Raw genomic sequence first — 20,827 nt, 5'->3', positions numbered from 1 at the left:
TAGCCTAGCGGATGCAGCTCGAAGGAACCATCAAGAGCGTTACGTTCCACAGCGCCGATAGCGGGTTTTCCGTTTTCCGCGTGACCGTGGAAGGCGAAAAAGCCCCCGTCGTGGTGACGGGGACTTTTCCCGATTTGGGGAGCGGTGAAAAGCTCCTGATGGAAGGGGAATGGGGGCGCCACCCCAAGTACGGCAGGCAGTTCAAGTGCACCTCGTACAAGGTCGCGGCCCCGCAGGAAAGCGATATCGGCGCATACCTCGCCTCGGGTATATTCCGCGGCATCGGCCCCAAGACGGCAGAGGCAATCGTGAAGGTGTTCGGTGACGATACCGCGGACATCCTCGACAACCATCCCGAAATATTCCGCAAGGCAAAAATCAAGGGGTTCCCGGCAAAGAAGGTCGAAGCCTTCCTCGCCGCATGGCAAACAAACCGCCACAGCAGGGAAACGATGCTGTTCCTGTACGGGCACGGCATCGCGGGCAGCGTCGCAAAGCGCCTGTGGAACCAGTTCGGCGCCGAAACGATTGCCCGCATTACCGAGAACCCGTACCTGCTCTGCGAAGAAATCTGGGGCATCGGATTCCTGAAGGCCGATGAAATCGCGATGAAGGTCGGCATCCCGAAGGAAAGCCCCAAGCGCCTGCAGTCCGCCCTCATGTACGTGCTGCAGGAATCGAGCTTCAGCGAAGGCCACGTGTACCTTCCCAAGGACATCCTTCTCGAGAAGACGTTCCGGATTCTGCGCATTCCGATAGAAGACGACGATGCCGTCTACGGGCTTATACAGCAGTTCGATTACCTGTGCGAACGCGAGCGCATCAAGCGCGTTGACGACGACTGCTTCTACCCGCCGATTTTCCGCGCCGAGCAGAGCATTGCAGACAACATCCTGTACCGGCTTGCGGGCAACGCGCTCCCCACCGCGGGCTTCGAGCGGGCGCTCATGGACTGGGAACACCAGCACAAGTTCGCGTTCGACCCCATCCAGCGGCAAGCTATCCAGATGGCGCTCGCCTACCGCATATCGATTATCACCGGCGGGCCCGGCACCGGCAAGACGACTATCCTGAAGGGGATCCTCCACCTCGCGCAGAAGATGGACGAGAGCGTGTTCCTTGCCGCCCCCACGGGACGCGCCGCCAAGCGCATGGGCGACCTCTGCGGCATAAAGGCGCGCACCATCCACCGCATGCTCGAGATGGACCCCGCCACAAAGAAATTCAACCGCAACGCCGAGAACAAGCTGCCCTGCGACCTGCTCATCGTCGACGAGTTCAGCATGGTCGATACCTGGCTTGCGGCGGCGATGTTCGAGGCAATTCACGCGAAGACCCGCATTGTGCTCGTGGGCGATGCGGACCAGCTCCCGAGCGTGGGCCCGGGCAACGTGCTGAACGACCTCATCCGCTGCCCGAAAATCCCGACGACGCGCCTGCAGCACATATTCCGGCAGGCGGGCGGGAACGACATCGCCGACAAGGCAGCGAAGATAAACCAGGGCATTGTCCCCTCGCCTATCGACGGACCGAACTTCCATTTTATCCCGTTCGAGGAGCCCGAGCAGGCCAAGCAGATTATCGCGGACCTTCTCGCTACGGGCGTGCGGAGCAAAATCGACATCGACCAGAAGGCCGACCTGCAAATCCTTACCCCCATGCGCAAGGGCCCGCTCGGCATCTTCGAGCTGAACGCCTTCCTGCAAGAACTGCAGAACCCCGGAGTCGCACGCCACAGGATTATGGGAGTCCCCTGGAGCGACGGCGACAAGGTGATGCAGATAAAGAACAATTACGACAAGAACGTGTTCAACGGCGACGTGGGCGTAATCTTCAAGGTACACAAGAGCGACGACAAGGTGACGGTGTTCTACGACGACAAGACCGTCGAGTACGAGGGCGACGAACTGGAACAGCTCGCGCTCGCCTACGCCTGCACCATCCACAAGAGCCAGGGAAGCGAGTACCCGGCGGTCATCGTGATTCTCGATTCGAGCCACTACATGATGCTCCAGCGGAACCTGATATACACGGCAATCACCCGAGCGAAGGGGCACGTGTGGGTACTTTCTGCACCGGGGGCGTTCGCGACCGCGGTCCGCAACAACAGGAGCATCAGACGGTTTACAAGGCTCACGGAAAGGCTCTGCTGACCCGAAAGCGCCGTCAATTGTCAAAATAAGGCTTTTAATGGCGATTTTAAGCACATTTTATTGTTTTTCGCCTTTTTTTACGTTTTTCCCTTTGCATTTTGGCTTATTTTTGTTTATTTTCAAGAAAAACAAACAGAGGTACACTCATGAACTCCAAAAAGATTCTTTTCGGCCTAACTGCGGCCGCCACTCTTTTCAGTTTCACTGCCTGCGGCGGTGAAGGCGGAGACAACCCGGTCGGTCCGGGATCCTCGTCCTCCAAGCCCGTCGAACTTCCCAAGGAATCCTCTCTAAATCCGGTCCTGTTCAACGAGCCCTCCGTTACGGTAATGTCCGGAATGAACGGCATGCAGGGTTCTTTGAGCGGCGTCATCACAATCGACCCGGACTTCTTCAGTTCCGAAGGTGCATTCGAAGGCGACACGAACCAGGTGACGCGCATCGACAGCGTGCATTTTGCCGTGGGCAAGCCTACAGGCGACGGAAAGATTATGCAGGAACCCATCGCCATCAATCTCGACGGCCAGGTTTTACCCACCGATCGCATCTCCCTGTCCCAGAAGTTCTTTGAATTTTCACAGCTTAGCAGCTGCGGAGTTTTCAACCTCTATATCACCGTATTCTCAAGCACCAAGCACACGGTCGATCCGAAGGTCAAGACTATTACCTACACGAACACCTACAACCAGCTAACCTTCACGCGTAACGAAAGCGAATGCAAGGCACCGGAACCGGAATCATCTTCTGCTGCGGAACCGGAAACCTGCACCCCGGTGACCGCAAACGAAGTCGAACTTTCCAACACCACGGGTAGTTCCCAGAATGCGCTCAACTTCGAAACGGGTCTCGCAGACAATCCGCATGTCACCTTGCACATTTCCGGCAGGGAAGCATCTCTTGTCCCGGGCGCCGGAGTCTCCGTGTTCGAAGACAACAGCCAGACCACCGGCCTGCAGCCGGAAGTCGCCAACCCCGGCCAGCCCGTCTGCCTCGAAAAGTTCAAGGCATCAGCACGTGCCTATGACGAGGAGCTCACTTCCGGCCTCTGGCTCGAAGTCGTGGCAAATGGAAAGACCTACCCCGTCATGATCAAGAAGCCCATGTTCGAAAGCAATACCAAGGGTTCTGTGACTCTCATTTACTACAAGTAATCGACTGCTAAAAGCTTTTCAAAAGCCCTCCCCGTTGCGGGAGGGTTTTCTCTTATGCGGTGCGCATTTTCTATATTTGCGCCGTAAACATTAATACGGAGTAAACTATGCTCAAGAAGCTTTCCAACTTCCCCGGTATCAAGGGACCCGTCGTCACCATCGTGATGGACGGTTTTGGTATCACCGATAAGGTCGAAGGCAACGCCATCAAGGCCGCCCGCACCCCGACTCTCGACAACCTCTTCAAGATGTACCCGAACGTGCTTTTGAAGGCTCACGGCCGCGCCGTGGGTATGCCGACCAACGAAGACATGGGTAACTCCGAAGTGGGCCACAACGCTATCGGTGCGGGCCAGGTGTACAACCAGGGTGCAGCCCTCGTGCAGGACGCAATCGTCTCCGGCGACATCTTCGGCCGCGACGCCTGGAAAGAAATCGCCTCCAACGTACGTGATCACGGTTCCGTGCTCCACTTCATCGGTCTCTTCAGTGACGGTAACGTTCACTCCAACATCAGCCACCTCAAGGCCATGGTCGCCCAGGCCAAGAAGGAAGGCCTCAAGAAGGTCCGCGTGCACATCCTTCTCGACGGCCGCGACGTGCCGGAAACCTCCGCCCTCGATTACGTCGGCCCGTTTGAAAAGTTCCTCGACGAACTCCGCAGCCCGGAATTCGACGTCTGCATTGCTAGCGGCGGTGGCCGTATGCAGATCACCATGGACCGTTACAATGCTAACTGGAAGATGGTGGAACTCGGCTGGAAGACCCACGTGCTCGGCGAAGGCCGCTACTTCGACAACGCCACCCAGGCTATCGAAACCCTCCGTGGCGAAACCAAGGCTATTGACCAGGATCTCCCGCCGTTCGTGATTGCGAAGGATGGCCAGCCGGTCGGTACCATCAACGACGGCGACTCCGTGGTGTTCTTCAACTTCCGTGGCGACCGCGCCATCGAAATCACCCGCGCCTTCGAAGAAGAATCCTTCAACGAATTTGACCGCAAGCGCTTCCCGCATGTGTGCTACGCCGGCATGCTCCAGTACGACGGCGACCTCAAGCTCCCGAACCGCTTCCTCGTGCCGCCTCCGGCCATCAAGGAAACCAGCGGCGAATGGCTTTCCGAAACCGGCGTGAAGCAGTTTGCCTGCTCCGAAACGCAGAAATACGGCCACGTGACCTACTTCTGGAATGGTAACCGTTCCAGCAAGTTCGACGGCGAAACCTACCTGGAAATCGAATCCGACGTGGTTCCGTTCGAACAGCGCCCGTGGATGAAGGCCGCCGAAATCACCGACGCCATGATCGAAGCCTTGAAGAGCGGCAAGTACCAGACGCTCCGCTGCAACTTCCCCAACGGCGACATGGTGGGCCACACGGGCTCCTTCCGCGCCGCTACGATGGCTATCGAAGCTGTGGATATCGGCCTTGCACGACTCCTCCCGGTGATTGACGCCCTCGGCGGTGTCGCCATCATCACGGCCGACCACGGTAACGCCGACGAAATGTACGAAATCGACAAGAAGACCGGCATGCCGAAGGTCAACAAGGACGGTACCTTCAAGGCCAAGACCAGCCACACCCTCAACAAGGTTCCTTGCATCCTTTACGATAACGTGACCGGCGGCAAGCTTTCCCTCAAGGAAGGCGACTGGGGTCTTTCGAACATCGCTGCAACGACCGCGAACCTCCTCGGCCTCGAAAAGCACGAAGCCTGGGACGACTCGATGCTCATCATCAAGTAATGGCCCCTATCGCCGCATGGCGGCTCCAGGGTGACAGTCCAAAACTAAAAAGGGAACCCGCATGGGTTCCTTTTTTTGTGGTCTCAAATATACCACTCGGGCCGATAGCAACTACTTGGGATAGTAGCTCACGCCGCCCGTGACAGACCAATGCCAACCGGGAAATTCTCCGAAGGTGTTGGCCGCACCCACCCGGAATTCCCAACTGTCGTTGAGCCTGTAGCCCGCGACAATGTATTCCGTCATCACCCGCGGGAACGCAAATTTCGCCTGCAAATTGTCGTTGGACCGATTCGGATAAGCCGGGTCGGGGCGATAGACGCTGAACGAGAAACTGAGGGAAAGCGGGCCATAGTAGGCACTGGCAAAACCGCCATAGACCGCCACCTGCCCAACACTCGTCGAAGACTCAAAGGAACCTTTCTCGAGCTCATCCCCGCCCAAGAAATAATGCACGCAGAAAAAGTCCGTTCCCGAATAGGTGAATTCGCGTCGGTGGATCCACAAGCCCGCCGCAGCCCCGATTTCGAAATACTTCGTATTCAGTCCCATAAACGCGTTGCCGAACACGCCCTTGTCAATGGAGGCGCTCCCTCCCAGCATGAGCAGGTTATGCTTGTACACGAAATCCAGGGAAGCGGTCAAAATAGGGAATCCCATCCTGTAAGTGGCATCCACGTTTTCATTGACCTCGATATCCTTGTATTCTTCGCAGTCCGCAAGGTTGCTACAATTTCCCTTCTTGTTGACAATGCCGGAAAGCCGTTCCTTCTCCGGGTTTCCCATGTGGACATTCGCCGTCAGGCGCGTCGCTGTCGTGTTGGGTTCCCTAAAGCCTCCCGCACCGCGCAATTCGGGCGACGCGAGAGCCTCCATCTCGAACTGTTCCACATGCCCGTAGCTCCCCGATATAGAACATCCGGAGAACAGGGAAAGGGCTAATACGAAACCAACAACGACGAGCGTCTTCATAAAGGACCACCTTCAAAAACAGGACTCTGCTACTTCACCATCAAGCGACCCATTCCGCCCACATTCCCCGCACGGACGCGGAGCATATAGACACCGGGCTTCGGCGTTTCGACGGCGACGCTGTTGGCCCCTGCAAGCGCCTTCGTAGAAACAGAGCGCACCACATGTCCCTTCAGGTCTACGATATCCACACTTACGGCACTACCCGCGAGGCCTAATCCCGCATCGAAGCCCACCTGGAGCGTCGTACCGGACTGCATAGCCTTGAGACCATCAAGCGTGCGCGCAAGCACGGCCTTCGGGGCGTCACCCACATGGACATTCGCGACCTTCGGCGTCGTAGAGAGCATCACCTTCATGGCTGTGCCATTGACCATCTTCGTCGTCTTGCCGTCGACCGTCACATACACGGAGAGGCCCTTCGAAGCAAGGTCGTCGAGTCCTGCTATTTCGAGATAACCCATGCGGTCGCTGGTCGCCGAGAGTTCGACATTCCAATCGTAGGTACCTTCAGAAACAAGCTTCACGCTCTTCGCAAGCCGCTTGCCCGATTCCACGATGGAAAGGTTTACGCGGTTGCCCATGCCGGCAGGAGGCTCCTCGGAACGCAAGGCGACACGGCCCGCGCCGAGCACGTTCCAGTTATCCATCTTGCCCCGCGCATCGGAGAGTTTCACCTGCAGCGCCCATCCGCTCTTGCCGGCGGCTTTCGCAAGCACGAACTTCTTGTTCAGCGACTTCGTAAGCACATTTTCGCCATCCATATTGAGCGAGTCAGCAAAGTAGGGGTCCGATGAAAGTTCCCATTTGGAGATTGAGTCGGGCTTGTTCACCTTCACCCACACCGCCTCGTAGGGAGCAAGAATTCTGGCCGGGTCGTAGTTGCCGGTTGTCGGATTCCAGCGCCAGAATTCCACGGCAGGCAACAAGCTCCTGCAATATTCCTCAACCCATCCCTTCTGGCTTTCGTAGAACTCCTTGTCGAACCTTCCACCCATGTGGCTTTCGTGTTCAAGCCATTCCCACTTCTCGTCACACGAATTTTCTTGATTGTAGTCCCCTTCCTCCTCTTCTTCCTCATCGTCTACACCCAGATCCAGGTACCAGCCGTAGGGATTCGAGACAAGGTTCCAACCGCTGTTCACGCTGTCCAGTTTCCAGGTCAGGTCATCGACGAATGCGGAATCCTTCAGCTTGAGAGCGTTGCCGTCAAGCGAATTGTACCAGTAGCCGCGGCCCTGTACCAAGGAATCCTTGGGCGAAAGTTCCTGATACTGCCAGAACTTTCCCGCAGCATTCGATTCGTCCCACCAGTAGAAGATTCCATCGTCCGACCACTTGTAACTATCGAAATCGACATTCCAAAGCGAAACCATGTGCCAGGAATCGGCCTTGCCGTCCGCGATTGTCGACTTCACCTCGAAATCCTGCATATAGGTCGCCTTTTGATCGCCATTGAAGATTGTCGCGGTCAGCAGGTAGTTTCCGAATGCCAGCGGGTACTTGGTCCAGCGCGTCTCTTCGGGCCACCAACTTCCGTTATAGATGGTATCATTTACGATCAGCTCGCCATCGTCATTTTCTATCATGATGGCAATAAAGGGGTAATCCTGCACATACCTAAAGTTCCCCGTTTGCGCGACAAACTGAATAGCGTTGCCGGAACTCAGGATTCGCGGCTTCACGATTTCGAGCAATTCAAATTCAGCATCGCCTTCCTTACCGGGCTCGTCATTGCCCGAATCGCCGGAATCCGTGATTCCGTTCGCCTTCTCGAAGCCTTCGGGATAGATGAGCACCGCAACGACGGGTTTCATTTCGCCCTCATCTTCTTGCATCGCCTTCTTGCCTTCGGGCGTTTTCAAAAATTCTTCCATAAGTTCGTCGTTCACCGAGCCCAGGTCGAAATAGCCGTTTTCGTCCGACGGGACAAGAATGCCCGCCCTCGCCCTTTCAAGCAGGACATCCTGATCTGTCGTGAGAGCAAGTGCGGCACGGAGTTTCCAGCCCTTGAATCTGGAGCCATCCGTAATTGCCGGCGTAGAGGAATAGATATAGATGACCTGGCCAATTTCGAAGAACATGGGGGCACTTCCATCGCTAGCCATGCTGCTCACTTCCGTCAATGTGCCCGTCGCCGAATCCTTGGAGAATGTCATGACTGTCACGGGCGACATCATGTAATCCACGCCTTCGCCAAGGAAAATCTCGGCTTCCGAAACCGCATTCGCATTGCAATCGGTAGAAAGCGTATAGTTTTGACTCTGCGTATAGACATTATCCACAGCAAACGGGACCTTGCCCCTGGACATCACCCAACATACGGGAGCGCGATCAGGATTGTCCTGCGTCAGTTCGTAGGCGAACTCGGCCCACTTTTGGTTGATGCGCCCATCATTCGTTTCGAACCTAAAGAGATTCTCATTAATATTGCTCATACGATAGTTGCCGTAGTTGGAAAGCATCCGCTCCTCACTTTCGGTGAGACAGCCAGATTCGACACAATCCATCAAGAAGTAGACCCAAACATCATCAACAATGACCTGACTCTGGTCAGCATACCCCGGCAAGCCCGAAATATAGGGAGTCGCAAGCTTGTCGCCATATTGCCACGAGAGATTGGACACTTCCGTGAAGAAGCGTCGCCCGTAGGTATCCATCGCAGCGGCAAAGCTTGCCGACTTCATGGCAGAACTGGATATGACTCCGTTCATAAACTCGCTGCCATCCTCTTCCTCGATCCGTACCACATAGGAACTCGTATCGAAAACACCCGCCGTGAGATCGCCCACCGCATTGCGGAAATTGCCCCGGGCAACAGTCATAGGTTGCGGAGCCGTGGCCTGACTGCCTGGAGTCAGCGTGCCCTCGGTATTGAATTCATTCGCAGCCGTCTCTGGATTGGCAAGAAAATCGCTGCTAATTTCACCCATAAAGCCGGCGGCGTCACCGGAATTATCGGAATAATGATAGTTTGCATAGAAATTAAAGAGCCACTCATATTGGCTAGGATTCTGTCCCAACGCCATAGAACCTATTCCAAACCCGATTTCGCACGGTGTCGAGCCATCGCAGCGGATATCGCCCACGGTGAAAGTATTGGTCATCTGGATAGCATAGCCGGAAGTGCCAAACGGCAAAGGATCTGCATAACCCACAAGGCCACCGACTCGGCTTCCACCCGCTTCGGTCTGGTCCGCAACTTCAAGACCTTCTATAGCCACGTTCGCAAAAGTGCCTCCAGAAGCCTTGCCGACAAGACCCCCGATCGAAGCAAGGATAAGTCCATTTTCATTCCGACCATCGCTAAATTTCGCATCCCGATGATGCGTTACGGACAAATTCTTGACAACGACACTTTCCATAGAAGCAAGCGTATCCACTTTTCCAAAGAGACCGCCGATCATCACTTGGTCATATTCATTCGGATTTTCAGTCGCCACCGACGAAACGGAAATATTTTCGCCCTGGAAATTATAAACACTTACATTCACGGCCTGCGAAGCTAAGACCCCAGCAAAGGAATACGACTTGATAACGGCATCTTTCACGGAAACGTTCGTGTATACATACGAACCCACCCCGAAAGTCGAAGCAGTGCCCTGAGACGCTTCATTTATAAGAAGTCCCGCGTATTCATCATTCTCCAGATGGACATCCTCGAAATTGACATTCTCAAGTGTAATTTCGCCCCCATCCCTCCTTGCGACAAAGGCAGCGTAATCACTGGAGTATTCCGATATGCGGCAAAGACCTCGCACCGTGTATGTCTTGCTGTCCTTGCTCCTAATGATGATCGCACCGCTTACCCCTTCAAAAACAAACGGACGGAACTCCTGATTGCACTTTTGCTGCGATTCGTCATAGCCACCGAAGTCGACATCCGACGCCAAGAAGAGACCCATGATAGGGGCATCCTCCTGGTTGATAAGCTCATACAAGGTTTCGTAAATTCCCTGCTCTCCTCCGTCTTCAGGGCCAATCCAGAGAGCGCTGCATGTTTCACCTTCGGCAGGCTGATAGCCGGCCTGTTGCTGCGACAGCTGCACGTAGTATTCGCCGTCGTACCCGGTCCGCTTTACGCAATAGACCTTCCCTTCCTCTTCCTGGTTAGACGTTCCGGCCGCCCACGGCGACACAGCGAGGAGTGTCGCAGAAAGCGCGACCGCTGTTTTCAAGAAGGCAAATTTCCTGTCCATACGGAAACTCCTGTTCAAAAAGCTATCCATAAAAAATCGACCCGTCATTCTTCGACCTCCCTGACGCAGCGGACATAATACGCATAGTCATCAATACTATCATAACTAAAGTTTATCACACTGCTATTGTTCAAAGGAAGGAAATAAGCATAGCTCAGAATATCCTTTCTTTCGCTCGTCCAGAATCCCGTCCTGTATCCCTCTTCATAGGAATGGGAATTGTACCGGTAGCCCGCCGGAATACCAGCAAACCCCACAGAATCAGAACCACTCCATCCATCGTTCCAACCGCTAGTCGTTTTCAACTTGGGGCCGACCTTGCTCGAGCCTCCCATAGCATCTACCAGTGTTTTATATTCCGCCTGGGTAGGCAAATGCCACCCCTCAGGGCATGCAGAGTCCACTGCAATTTGCCAGTCATACAGGCGTCCCGCCACCTTGCAATGATCAGCGTTGTCATCATAGCAGTAGCTACCCTCGACAGGCGCATAGTTCATATTCTGGGCCGTCCACTCCAGAGATCCGACAACGATTGTCCTGTACTTTTGTCCATCGCGAGAATCCGTCAGGGTGCCATAGCTTATATCCGGCCTTAAGCGGCTTTCCGTAGGAATATCCCAGTTCCATTCATCAAAATTCACCCAGCCGTTAGCCGTGCAGTAATACCTCACATTCCCCGTCACGACTCCATACTTAATATCACCGACATTTTTCGAAGCACAGTCCAGGCCATAGGTATCATACTCTATTTCCAGGGCTTCGTCCCAGCCGTCTGATTTGCAGATATAATAGGTGGTATATTCCTCGTCGCCAAGCAGAGCGACTTCGCCCTCGTTATCCGATGCGCACTCATGACCGTAAGTATCGTAATCCTGCTGCGATGCGCGCTTCCAGCCAATATCGGAGCACATGTAATAGGAATAGTCCATGTTGCTTTTCAGGACCAACCCTTTGCGTTTTTCCGTGCAGCCACCCAGCCCGAGCATATATTCGCGCGGGGTCGCAACCACCCACTTTTCGAGGGACTCATCGTATTTGTAGCAATCTCCGGTTTCGCTCCACCTGATAGAGCCATCTTCTACAGCCTCCCAATCTTCGAAATCCAGCCTGATATCCGCGACCCATTCGCCGTCGCTGCAAAGGAAGCGGTATCGCGACCCATAGTAGATGCTGAGCTCATTCGCAATCTCGACTCTTTTACCTTCATTTTTCGCATCGCATTTACCAAGTCCAAAGACATTGGCCCAGAACATGCGCACGTGCTTTTCGAAATTCGGGACCTCGTCCAAACCCCACGATTCCATATTCTTGCGCACAGCGGCAAGCTTTCCGCCCAGGTCCGCCTGCATCGCCCAATCCGCCATTTCGGTCTTGACGGTCGAATCTTTCCATTCGCCATTGCGTTCGATATCGCCTGCAAAATTTTTCAACCGGAGCAGAAGCTGCACGTCGCTCACGTCGCCCTGTATGATTACATCGACAGCCAGCAGAATGGCGCTGCCGTCATCGGAATAAGCGATATCCAGGTCCCCGAAATTTCCGACAGAGCCTTCAATGCCGAGAGCGTCCAGGATTTCGGATTCTGCCTGTTGCCTCGCGTCCGCGACACTCTTGCCAGACGCCACCAAGCTACGCACGCGCGCGTATTCCAGATGCGTCAGCAAGTTCACGTTCACCGAGCTGGTTTCAGAGAAATCCACCAAAGCTTTCAGGGTGACGGGAATGTCTGTCACGCTGCCCGATACAGCAAGGCGGTAATTGCCGCTAATTTCGACAGCAGCATATTGCGAAGCAAGCGTCACCCCATGCACCTCATAACCGCCGAGGCCTCCTGTAGACCATCCCCTGTATACGCGGCCCGTCTCTTCGAGCGTTTCGCCATCGAGTTCCAGTACAGAAACTGCCGTGAGGGTTTCAAACGGGCTCATGCCCGTAATAAACTCATCTTCAATCCCGCTTCCGCCATCGGACGAAGAACTCACCGCACTGCTGGAAGATTTTTCATCGCCAGACCGAGTCGTATCATACGCGATCCAGTTTCCCTTCTTGCAGACCAAGAGAGAATCGGCATCCTTCAGGTAGGCCGTCATGCCATCACGGTCTTCGTTGCATTCCTTGAGGCCGTCGGCATCGTCCACCACATAATCGGCAAGCATCAGCTCGTCCAGGATACTCTCGCCATTGTCATCACCGCAGGCCGCAAGGAAAAACGTGGCACCCAAAAGGGGCAGCAAACGACGGGCACAACTCATAACATTCTCCTTTTTTAGGAAGGGGCCTGCTACAAATCTATCTTTTTTTTAAAGAAAGAGATACTATTTTAGTACAATTCTACGGATTCCGACTTGATTTTCAAGGCGAACCCGTACAAAGTAGAGTCCCTTAACGGATGTTGCGATGTAAGCGGTATTTTCGCCACGACGGGCCACCAGCCGTTCGCTTGCAACAACCTTTCCGTTCACCGAAACGATGTCCACGCGGCCTTCGCTGCCCGCCAGGCCGGGCGCCGCATCGAAAGACACGCCGACTAGCGAGCCCTGCTGCACAAAGCGGAAATTCGAGAATTTCGCCGCCCCCGCTACGGCCACGTTCTCCCTGGAAATACGTAGCGTCACGGGTTTGGCGTTTTTCTCTAGTGAAATTTCCATGGCCTTGCCGTCCGTGGCTTCGAACGTCCTGCCATCTACGGCAACGAACACGCGGAGACCCGCGGCCACGACATCTTCGAGACCTTCGAAGGAGAGGGACGCCTTGCGCGCACTCGTGGCACTCGCCTCCATGTTCCATACAAATTCACAATCAACTTCTGCGGCACAGGAGCGGGCCTTCACGCTCTTTGCCAGGCGTTGGTTGTCTTCGACAATGGAGAGGTTCACAAAATCGCCCATGCCGGCAGGCGGTTCCGCCAGCGTCGATTCATCACCCACGCCAATAAAGTTCCAGCTGTCGCGCTTGCCGTTTTTGTCGGACAGCATCACACGCAAATTCCAGCCGCCATTTCCATTTGCGGACTTCGCAAGCATCCGCTTGGAAGCCCCAGCGACAGCAGGGGCCGACTTCGCAGCAGGTTTTGCCGGAATCCGAACCGTCACCGGCCTAGAGACCTTCGCCCATATGGCCTCGTAAGGCGCAAGGGTATCGGCAATTTCGTATTCGCTTGTTTCCGGATTCCACTGCCAGAACTGGACATCACCGTAATCATCCGCATCGAGAACGATGTTCCAGCTGTAGGGATTCGCCACCAGATTCCAACCACTGTAGAGGCTATCGAGTTCCCATTCGATATCGGAAGCCTCCTCGGGGTCGCTGTTCCGGAGTTCGATAGTCTTGCTTTCGAACGTTCCAAACCAGAATCCGCGAGTCGCATCGTATTTCTCGGTTTCGTCATAACGGCGGTATTGCCAGTATTCGCCGATGGGATTGCGTTCGTCCCACCAGTAGAACGCCGATTCCTCGCCGAAGGATTCCATATCCTTAAATGCGGCGACACTCACCAGCTGCCAGGAATGGGCTTCCATCGTAATGTGTGCAGGTTCTTCCACCTGGTCGCTACTGGATTCCGGCATTTCGATTCCACTGCTCGATTCCGGGACTTCTTCGCTGGAGCTCGAAATTTCGTATTCTCCGCTGGAACTGGATTCGGCAACTTCTTCGGAAGAACTTGCGGGCTGCATTTCGCTCGAACTCGAAAGGAGCACGCTCGAGCTCGACAGGAGCGAACTGCTCGATTCCGGCACGCTACTGCTAGAAACTTCGGCGCTGCTGCTCGAAACCGGGATTTCTACGGCACGGAAGGTCGCATGGTAAACCGCATCTCCCTTCACCGGCGCCAAAGCCGGTTCCCATCCCGTCCACGTCCACGTATGCAGTTCCGTCGCGGGCTTCGTCGGAGTTTCGCCATCGTACACGGGCATCGTCCCGTACTCGAATTCCTTCGCGAACAGCTCGCGTTCACCTTCCTTGAACACCACCTTGTAGCTGTTGATCGTATAGCGGGCAGTCACCGTCAAGTCCGATTCCACATTGTCGAAAGCCTTGTCCCAGCCTGCAAAGGTGTAACCTTCGTGTTCCGGGGGCTCGGGCGCAACCGCGGCTTCGCCGCTCTTGACCGTCTGCGTCCCGACAAGCGTCTTGCCGTCCTTATCCATGAAATTCACATGGAAGGCCACCACGGAAATCGGCGCCACGGCCGAATGCGGGCCCCACGCGATAAAGGGAAGGCTCCCATTTTCGCCTTGCTCAAAAGCCCACACGTAGGGCGACTGGTCCGTATTCATGAACCCGGCGAAAGCGGATTTCTGCATCGTCGCAGAAACCTCCGTACCGTTGCTATTTTCGTCAAGCGACCGGACCGCGCCATTCCTGATCACGTAACCCGAAGCGTATTGGCCGTTCTGAACCTTCCAGGATGCAGTAGCATCGTTGCCGCTATACTTGAAGGCGCCATACGGGTATTCCACCGCATCTTCGCCATAATGGTATGCGTAAAACACGTCGACCTTCGCAGTGGCATCGAGCTTTCCGAAAAGGTATCCCGTCTTGACGGGAGCCGCATCGACGGAAACGAGGTTCCCCACATAGAAGGCATTCTTCATTTCGACGTCGGCATAGGTGACGGTCGCACCCACAAGGCCACCTGCCAGCAGGCTATCCGTACCGAACGAGCCTTGAACCGCAATATTGCCGGAGGCTCCCGACTTCTGCATGCTACGCAGCGCATAGCAATAGCCGCAGATGCCGCCCACCATCGAAGCGGAAGGTTTCTCGAAATTCGAACCCGAAGCGTCGATACGGATAAGGTTATCGCCCGAAGCATCTACCGTGACATCGCGGAACGACACGGACTTGGTTCCCCCGCTCACCGCCCTATTGAAGAACGCCCCCAGGATACCGCCCACGTAAACAGGGCTTACGCTATCGGCCACCGAGATAGAGCCCGTATAGGTCGAATTCAAAAGTTCGAGGTCATTCTTGGTGCCGTTGCCGAGGATATCGGCAATCCCGAAGAACCCACCGACGAAAATACTGTCGTATGCCGGGAAATAGCTATTGACCAGTTCGCCTTCATAAGAGGATTTCAGGTTCGAACGGATATCCACATCGCTACGGCATCCCAAAAGCCCCTTTCCGTTTACAGACAAAATAGCAATTCCCGCGAAACCGCCGAGGTAGGCGTTCACATCAAACCCGTCCCCTACCGCAGTCGCAGACCCTGCCACCGAGATAGAACCCTGCGCGCGGGAACCCACGATGGAGACAAAACTGTCGTCGGTGAGGTTAGCGGCATCGGTTTCTCCCGCAAGGCCCAAAAGCCCACCCGCATAGTAGGCATGCGAAACAGCGCGCGTCAAGGAATCCTTCACCATCACCTTCACCGTATCCTTCTGCAGCGAGAATGAGGCCCCCTTGAACACGGAGACCCGCCCGACAAGCCCGCCCACAAAGACACTGTCCGCATTGCTTTCGCTGATTCCGACAACACCTGCACTATTCACAATCGAGAGGTTCGCCACCGCCGACGAATACGGGCCATTGGGTCCATAGGTGATTCCCGCCTCGCCGAAGATGCCGCCCATCGCCGAGCCACCCGCAATCTTCGTGTAGGCCTTGCCTGAATCGCTCGAATCGAGCTTTATGTTGTCCAGAACGATCGACGAGCTGTCCACCGTGGCATCGGCATAACCCGCATAGGCGTAAAGCCCGGCAACGCCGCCGAGCGCCGAGGGCGTCGATGCCGAAGACGAATCCTGCACCTTCGCACGGACCGTCAGATTCTTGAAGTCCACCTGGAAAGCAAAACCGGCAATTCCACCCAGGAACACGGAATAGCGGCTGCCCCAGTCAAACAACGTAGAGCCCGCAAAGTTCCCTTTTTCATTCGAGAGTTCGAGCACGTTGCGAATAAGGATGTCGTCGTTCGCCGTAATGTCCGAAACCGTCGATGCGCTGATATTGCCCGCAAGGGCCCCCGCTACGGGCGCCTGGATATCCACATCCTGTAAGCTCACGCGACGCACCGTCGACATCCACACATAACCGGCAAGCGCACCGACCGGATAGTAGTCCGCGCCCGCTTCCGCCACATCGCGGTCCGCACGCGAATCCGACACCACCATGCGAACATTCTTGAAGTTCACGTTCACGGCCTCGTGCTCCTTGATGGAACTGAAGAAACCAGCCGGCTGCGTCATCGCTCCAGACGCGACATCGTGCACATAGCAAAGGTTTTTTACCCAGAACCCGTTGCCGTCGAAAATCACATGCGCTGTCGAAAAATCAAGCGGCACGTGGTTCATAAGGCACGTCCCGGCGGGAGTCGTCTCGTCAAATTCGTGAAGGTCGATATCGGAAGCAAGCATCAGGTTCTTCTCGGCATTGCCCCAATGTTCCTGGACCAAGTCGTAGAGCGCCTGCGGATCCCCGTCATCCGCCACTCCCAGACATTGACCACCCGACGCCTGGAAAAAGCCGCCATTGCCGCTGATTCCGTGGGGACCGCCCGTGTAGGACGCCATGTTCACCACGATCTGCCATGCGGGATCGTTACAGCCCGCGTTCGCATTCTGGGAAAGATACAGGTTGCCGGGGCTAGAGTTCAGGGAAAAGAGGCTATAGAACCCACCCGCAAACGCCGGAAGCGCTACGGAGAACAGCGAAATTGTAAAAAAACGTGAAAAAAATGACATCTCAACCCTCTATTTGCCAAAAGATATATTATATGTTCCCGAATTTAAAGCGACGGACATCACACCCCCGCACGGCAGTGAGCGTGCGCACCCTTTATCGCCCAAAAGACAATCCCCTATATTCCAACTTGGAATAAGAGTATGCATTTTTCTAAATTTTCGCAAGATTCATCAAGGAGTAAAAGATGTTCAAAAAATTCATCCTGGCAGTCGCCCTGCTCGCAGGCGCAAGCTTTGCCACCTGGGACTACTACCCCATCCCGGATTCCTCTCACGGGAGTTTCGAAGCGGGACTCTACTACGACAAGGACCACAACTGGTCTCAGGCTGGCCTCAAGGTCGGAGGCCGGTTTACGATGATCAAGAGCCTCGAAATCTCCTTTACCAGCTGGGGCTACCAGTTCTGGAACGAAGACGACTGCGCCGGCTGCGTCAACGGCGGCGAAGGCCTCCGCGACCTCACCATCGGCGGCCGCTACCAAGTCGCCCCCATGGTAACCGCATTCCTCGACTTCAACCTCCCCGTAGGCGAAGACGAATATGACGGTCCTGGCACGCACGCCCCCTCGAACGGCGAATTTTCCATGTACCTGGGCGCCCAGTTCTCCGTGCCGACCAAGCTCAAGGGATTCAAGTTCGGGACCGAAGGCGGCTTCCTCTGGGGATTCGAATACGACGACCATGAACGCGGGCTTGACCTCCACCTCGGTGCCGAAGCAGCCTACACCATCCCCAATGTCGGACTCACCCCCTACCTCGGATTCCTCCTCAAGTACCGCCTTTCCGAAAGCGAATACTACGTGAAGGGCGAAGACAAGTACCACGGCTACGGCGACCGCAAGTCCCGCCAGTTCAACCTGTGGCTCGGCGCCTCGTACGCCATCAACAAGATGATCGAAGTCAAGGCCGAGTTCATCTTCCGCCACGAAAAGTACAGGGGCTACGAAACTGTCGAGAGCCCGTTCCACCTCGGCGGCAACGCCGACGGCGTCTACATGGGCGTCATTTTCAACTTCTAGCGCAAAAATTCAAGAAAAATGAGAGCGTCCGCACATGCGGGCGCTTTTTTTGCGTCCAACCCGTGCCTTTCGCTTACTTTTATATTATTTTTGTTAGCATACAAACAAAACCAAGGAGTATCCTAATGTTCAAGAAAATCATCCTGGCAGCAGCACTCGCGGCGACCGCCTCCTTCGCACAACTCAGCTTCGGTGTTCACGCCGGCGGCGACCTTAACAACGTCTGGGGCGACGACACCGACAACTCTGAATCCGGCATCGGTTTCAACTTCGGTGGCGCCATCAAGTTCTCCCTGCCGCTCCTGCCCCTCACGGTGGAAGCGAACGTCCTGGCCGACATGCGTAATTACGAATTCGAATACGGCATCACCGATTACAGCGTGACCCAGTGGAACATCGACATCCCCGTGCTCGCTCGCTTCTCCCCGCTCCCGATTATCTTCATCGAGGCCGGTCCGCAGTTCTCCTTCAACATTTCACAGTCCGCCGAAGACGCTTCCGATGACGAAATCAAGAACTTCGACAAACTCCTGCCGATGAACTCCTTCGAATTCGACCTCGTGTTCGGCCTGGGAACCGGGATTATCCCGTTCGTGGATGTCGACTTCCGCGTGGTGCTCGGCATGACCAACATCTACGACGATATCGATGTACCCCTGGTCGGTTCGGACGAAATCAACGCCTCCAACCTGCAGTTCGTGCTCGGCGCCACCTACTGGTTCTAACCGAAACTGCTAGCGCATAGCATTTAAAAAGACGTGCAGCGATGCACGTCTCTTTTTTATACTCGAATGGTCCTGTGGAGCAAGGCTCTGATTGATTGTCACCCTGGAGGGAGTCCGCAGGACGACCGATAGGGTCCACTACAATTTAAAGAACAAGTCCTCCCACTCGGGATTCATCGACTGTATCAGGTCAATCTTCTTTTCTCGGAGTAAGTTTTTCATGGATTTTTCACGTTCTATAGCATGCCGCATATCCGTATGCTCCTCAAAATATCCCAATTTATCTACGCCATATTTTTTTAGTAAAGCCATCATAGACCTTCTCTTTATGTTGCATTACTCGATTTTTCAAATCGCTTGTAACACCAACATATAAGGTCCCATTTTTCTTATTAAATAGAATATACGTATATCCTTTCTTCTGCATAAGCGGGAAAGTACAAAAAAAGACCATTGAAAAACAATGGCTTTAAATGGCTTGGATTCTATCGGCCCCGAAGGGGCCTCCAGAATGACAAGAAGGTTATTTCACGTCGTATTCGGGAATCGGCAGGCTTTCGCCCGCTTTCATGGCCTTGTCGAGGGCGGCGGACTTTTCCGGGTCAAGCCACCAGTAGACGGGAATGGCGTCTTCGCGGTTGAAATGGTCCAGCACCTTCTCGGGAGTGCCGTAACGGTTCCAGTAGAGGATGCGGTGGTGGTCGCACTGCCACATGAGCACGTAGGGCACGATTTCTGCGAGGCGGTTATCGAGCGCCTTCAAGATTTCGTTTCGCTTGGCCAAATCAAATTCCGTCTTCTGCAAGTTGATTAAGCTATCGACCACCTTGTCTTGCACGCCGGCGAGGTTGTTCGTGCCCTTCTGGAGAGCGGTCGCAGAATGCCAGCTCGCTTCTGGGTCGCGGAGGCGACCTGCGCCCCAGTTCACCCAGTAGAGGTCGAAGTCGGCATCGTCCAGGCGCTTGCGAAGCGTGCTCTGGCTCATCTGCTCGATGGTTGCCACCACGCCCACCTTCTTCAGGTCTTCCTGGAACAGCGTGAGGTGGCGCAGGTCTTCCTGGCTCGTGATGAAGTTAATCGCAAACGGCTTGCCGTCCTTCTCGAGAACGCCCTGGCCGTTCACCTTGTAGCCCGCCTCCGCAAAGAGCGCGCGGGCACTATCCGGATTGAATGTGTAGAGCGGCGCCGTCGGGTTCTTGTTGCCTTCCCACAGGTCGGGGTAGTAGCTGTTCAGCAAGAAGTACTGGCCGAACATGTACTTCTCATTCATCGCCTCGCGGTTCAAGAGCATCGAAAGGGCGCGGCGCACGCGCACGTCCTGGAACTGCGGCTTGCGCAGGTTGATGGCCATGCCCTGGAATCCGATGGGCTCCTTGTTAAAGATACGCTGCTTCACGGCCCAGCCCTTCTTGACGGCGTCGAAATCGGTCTGCTTCATCCAAATGCTGCTGGTGTAGATGGCGTAGGCGTTGAAGTCCTGCTTTTTGAAGGCTTCGAGCGCCTTCGTCTGGTCGTTCATGAAGCGGTAGCGGATTTTCTGGAAGTTGTACTTGCCGCGGTTCCAGTTCTTGTGGAAACCCCACCAGTCGGCGCGACGTTCCAGTTCCACATAGCGGTCTTCGCGGAAGGTCTTGATCTTGTACGGGCCCGAGACGACCGGGAACTCGTAGCGGATCTGGTTGAAGTCCTTCCCTGCCCAGGCGTGCTTCGGGAACGCGAGCATGCCTGCGGCTTCCCAGAAGTTCCCCCAGTGCGATTCCTTCGCGGTCATCTTCACCGTGAGGCTGTCGACCACCTCCGGGCGGTCGAAACGGCTAAGCCCGACCTTGAAAATCGGTGTGAGGTTCTTCTCGTCCATGATGACGTCGTAGTAGTACTGCACGTCCTCGGCGGTGACGGGCTTGCCGTCGCTCCACCGGGCCCGCGCATCTACGTGGAAGGTGAACGTCTTGCCGTCTTCCGATACGCTCCAGCTATCGGCGAGAATGCCCACTTCGCGGTCCTCGGTGGAGTGCAGACTCACGAGCGGTTCGAACATCATGCCCATGAGCTCGGCAGAGAAGCTGTTGTAGTCTTCCCACATGTTGAACGACTTCGGCATGGCGGAGCCCCAGAGCGTAATTGTACCGCAGGGGCGAGCGTCCTTAGAGGCAACCGGGTCGAACTCGCCCGTGGCGGTG

At 55.2% G+C, this 20,827-nt stretch carries 10 protein-coding genes and 1 pseudogene; 5 read left to right on the top strand and 6 right to left on the bottom strand.

Features of this window, described 5'->3' with window-relative positions; all coding sequences use genetic code 11:
- Positions 1-11 precede the first annotated feature (11 nt).
- The 3 genes from B2952_RS12220 to gpmI all read left to right on the top strand — a co-directional run bounded on the left by B2952_RS12220 (position 12) and on the right by gpmI (position 5,046).
- Complete coding sequence (locus B2952_RS12220) at positions 12-2,153, top strand: ATP-dependent RecD-like DNA helicase (RefSeq protein WP_290733331.1); 2,142 nt, start codon at positions 12-14, stop codon at positions 2,151-2,153.
- A gap of 146 nt (positions 2,154-2,299) precedes the next feature.
- A complete protein-coding gene (locus B2952_RS12215; RefSeq protein WP_290733330.1) occupies positions 2,300-3,304 on the top strand; it encodes a hypothetical protein in 1,005 nt (334 codons plus the stop codon).
- 107 nt (positions 3,305-3,411) lie between these two features.
- Complete coding sequence (gpmI, locus tag B2952_RS12210) at positions 3,412-5,046, top strand: 2,3-bisphosphoglycerate-independent phosphoglycerate mutase (RefSeq protein WP_290733328.1); 1,635 nt, start codon at positions 3,412-3,414, stop codon at positions 5,044-5,046.
- Between the two features lie 111 nt (positions 5,047-5,157).
- Here the strand turns inward: gpmI and B2952_RS12205 are convergent, their stop codons facing one another.
- The 4 genes from B2952_RS12205 to B2952_RS12190 form a co-directional block, all read right to left on the bottom strand.
- Positions 5,158-6,018, bottom strand: a complete 861-nt coding sequence (locus B2952_RS12205) for a hypothetical protein (RefSeq protein ID WP_173382336.1) — start codon at positions 6,016-6,018, stop codon at positions 5,158-5,160.
- 29 nt (positions 6,019-6,047) lie between these two features.
- Entirely contained in the window at positions 6,048-10,217 is a 4,170-nt protein-coding gene (locus B2952_RS12200) for a hypothetical protein (RefSeq protein WP_290733326.1), read from the bottom strand.
- 44 nt (positions 10,218-10,261) lie between these two features.
- On the bottom strand, positions 10,262-12,469 hold the full coding sequence (locus B2952_RS12195; protein ID WP_290733324.1) for a fibrobacter succinogenes major paralogous domain-containing protein: 2,208 nt from the start codon (positions 12,467-12,469) through the stop codon (positions 10,262-10,264).
- A 63-nt stretch (positions 12,470-12,532) separates the two neighbouring features.
- On the bottom strand, positions 12,533-16,903 hold the full coding sequence (locus B2952_RS12190) for an InlB B-repeat-containing protein (RefSeq protein ID WP_290733322.1): 4,371 nt from the start codon (positions 16,901-16,903) through the stop codon (positions 12,533-12,535).
- Between the two features lie 185 nt (positions 16,904-17,088).
- Here B2952_RS12190 and B2952_RS12185 point away from each other — a divergent pair, with 185 nt between their 5' ends.
- Both B2952_RS12185 and B2952_RS12180 read left to right on the top strand, forming a co-directional pair.
- Positions 17,089-17,922, top strand: coding sequence for a transporter (locus tag B2952_RS12185; protein ID WP_290726017.1), 834 nt, complete (start codon positions 17,089-17,091; stop codon positions 17,920-17,922).
- Positions 17,923-18,047: 125 nt separating this feature from the next.
- Positions 18,048-18,647 carry a porin family protein gene (locus B2952_RS12180; protein WP_290729917.1) on the top strand — a complete coding sequence of 200 codons (600 nt, stop codon included), beginning with the start codon at positions 18,048-18,050 and terminating at the stop codon, positions 18,645-18,647.
- A gap of 138 nt (positions 18,648-18,785) precedes the next feature.
- Here B2952_RS12180 and B2952_RS14175 read toward each other — a convergent pair.
- Both B2952_RS14175 and B2952_RS12170 read right to left on the bottom strand, forming a co-directional pair.
- A pseudogene (locus B2952_RS14175) lies at positions 18,786-19,074 on the bottom strand (GIY-YIG nuclease family protein).
- A 96-nt stretch (positions 19,075-19,170) separates the two neighbouring features.
- Positions 19,171-20,827: extracellular solute-binding protein (locus B2952_RS12170; RefSeq protein WP_290781641.1), on the bottom strand; the 1,657-nt coding region annotated here is incomplete at its 5' end.

Source organism: Fibrobacter sp. UBA7003, assembly GCA_002449765.1.
Classification (GTDB): Bacteria; Fibrobacterota; Fibrobacteria; order Fibrobacterales; family Fibrobacteraceae; genus Fibrobacter.
Note: the sequence above shows the minus strand (reverse complement) of the source record. Positions and strands in the feature narration are given on the sequence as shown.